The sequence below is a fragment of the Sandarakinorhabdus sp. genome (assembly GCF_031430775.1).
In the GTDB taxonomy this organism is placed as follows: Bacteria; Pseudomonadota; Alphaproteobacteria; order Sphingomonadales; family Sphingomonadaceae; genus Sandarakinorhabdus.
The window spans coordinates 1-2,235 of sequence record NZ_JANPCD010000176.1; the positions used below are offsets into that span (position 1 = coordinate 1).

The following is a 2,235-nucleotide window of genomic DNA, read 5'->3' on the forward strand; positions in this document are numbered from 1 at the left end:
CCCGGCGCAGACGCTGAAGCTGTTCATCGCACCCGACACCAGTCAATACCGCGTCGTGACCGAAGCCGGCCCTGGCGCGACCAGCGAAATCCGCGTCGCCGTCAAAGAAACCGCGCCGCACGCCGCCCACGTTCATGTCGAATATCATGTCCCGATCAGCGATCCCGATTTGCTGGCGATGATCGGCAAGGGCTTTGTCGCCATATACAAGCAGCTGTGGGACGAAGACGAAGCGATGATGCAGGCGCGTGAGGCGGCGCTGGCGCGGCGCCCGCGTGCGCCCGATGCGCTGGACCTTGGCCCGCTGGCAGAACTGGCGCTCCCGATGGATTTCGATCTTGGCAGCGGCTGCTTTCGCCTTGTTCGGCATGACGGCGCCCTTGTTGCCCATAGCCGCATCTGCCCGCACTGGCTGGGGCCGTTGGCAGGGGAACCCGATGCGCAGGGCACCCTGACCTGTCCGTGGCACGGCTATCGCTTTGACATGGTGACCGGCCGCAGCGCCGATGGCCGTGGCTTGCGGCTGGCGCCCGGCCCCGCCATCCGCATTGAAAATGGCCGCGTGATCGTCGCAGCCGACAGACACACTGCGTGCGCGTAGCCCTGTTCACCCGCTGGCCCGAAGCCGGCAAGGCCAAGACGCGGCTGATCCCGGCACTGGGGCCGCAAGGCGCTGCCGACCTGCACCGCCGGCTGACCGAGCGGACGGTGGCGACGGTGAAGGCCGCCGGGCTGGCGCTGGAAATCAGGTCAACGGGCGCCGATCCTGCGCGCTTCCGCGATTGGCTGGGGGTGGAAAGCGTCGTCGATCAGGGTGAGGGCGACTTGGGCGACCGCCTGTCCCGCACTGCCGAAACCTTGCCGGTGCTGCTTTTGGGCGCGGACATTCCGGGACTGTTGCCGCAGCATCTGCGCGCTGCCGCCGCTGCGCTTGCCACCGCGCCCGCCGTCATCGGCCCGGCGGCGGATGGCGGCTATTGGCTGCTCGGGCTGGCGGAGCCGATGCCGCAATTGTTCACCGATATGGCGTGGGGCACGGATGCCGTGCTGGCGGCGACGCTCGCCCGCTTGCCGCCCGGCACGCCGCGCCTTGAAACCCTGTCCGACCTCGATACGCCCGAAGACCTCGCCCGCTGGCCTGGCCTGTGAGCGTTGCAATCGTCATCCCGATGCTCAATGAGGCGGCGGCGCTGCCGCGCCTAGCCCGCTGCCTGGCGGCGCTCGATCCGCGCCCGGCCGAAATCCTGTGCGTCGATGGCGGCAGCGAGGATGACAGCGTGGCAGTGGCGCAAGGCCTCGGCCTGGCCGTCATCGCGTCGCCCAAGGGTCGCGGCCGGCAATGCAACGCCGGCGCCGCCGCGACCACCGCGCCGATCATCCTGTTCCTCCATGCCGATACCTGGCTGCCCGATGATGGCGTGGCGGTGGCGCAGGCCACCATGGCCGATCCGCGCACCGTACTCGCCGGTTTCACCGCCATCCTCGCCGGGCCGAAAAAAACCCGGTGGGTGACGACGGCGCACAATTGGCTGAAAACCTGGTACGCCCCGGCGCTGTTCCGCCCCTGGCTATTCGTGCGCGGCGGGCGGCTGTTGTTTGGCGACCATGCGATGTTCGTGCGGCGCAGCGCCTTCACCGCCATCGGCGGCTTCGACGAAGCGCTTGCTGTGATGGAGGAAGCCGATCTGTGCGTGCGCATCGTCCCCCAAGGCCGCACCCGCCTGCTCAGCCGCACCGTCACCACATCGGACCGCCGCATCGCCGCCTGGGGCGAATGGCGGGCGAATTGGGTCTATCTGAAGGTCGGCATCCGCTGGGGGCTGGGGCTGCGGCTGAAAACTTTGGGGCGATTGTATCCGGACGTGCGCTAGAGGGCTCGGTCGCCACACTGAACCAGACTGTCTGGAAGTGGTGGTTAGCTGCCTTTCGGAAGAGCGCGAGCAGACCCATTTCTTCTCGGCCACAGACGGATCGCACCCCAAGCTGCGCCGACCGCGATGCCCCAACAGACCGCAAGATCCACGCCCAAACCCGAAAGCAGATACGCTCGAACACTCATAGGAAGAGTGGTGAGCCCGGACGGATATGCATAGCATTCCGACCATTCACCCCGCCAAAATGACAGAATTAAGTGGTCGGCGCTAGCCCGCTTAAATGATGGATCACAATCAAGCGGGACAGTTGTCAAGGAAGACCAGATCGAAGGACCTTTCGTGTTGCTTTCAAAACTTCGAA

Annotated in this window: 3 protein-coding genes; all 3 read left to right on the forward strand. The window is 66.5% G+C overall.

Features of this window, described 5'->3' with window-relative positions:
- The coding region (locus RMQ73_RS11520; protein ID WP_310498391.1) for a Rieske (2Fe-2S) protein at positions 1–601 on the forward strand (601 nt) is incomplete at its 5' end.
- The gene (locus RMQ73_RS11525) at positions 592–1,149 is read left to right on the forward strand and encodes a TIGR04282 family arsenosugar biosynthesis glycosyltransferase (RefSeq protein ID WP_310498392.1); all 558 of its coding nucleotides are present in this window, start codon (positions 592–594) and stop codon (positions 1,147–1,149) included. The genes RMQ73_RS11520 and RMQ73_RS11525, both read left to right, overlap by 10 nt.
- Complete coding sequence (locus RMQ73_RS11530; protein WP_310498393.1) at positions 1,146–1,871, forward strand: TIGR04283 family arsenosugar biosynthesis glycosyltransferase; 726 nt, start codon at positions 1,146–1,148, stop codon at positions 1,869–1,871. The genes RMQ73_RS11525 and RMQ73_RS11530 overlap by 4 nt, the downstream gene beginning before the upstream one ends.
- Positions 1,872–2,235: the final 364 nt, after the last annotated feature.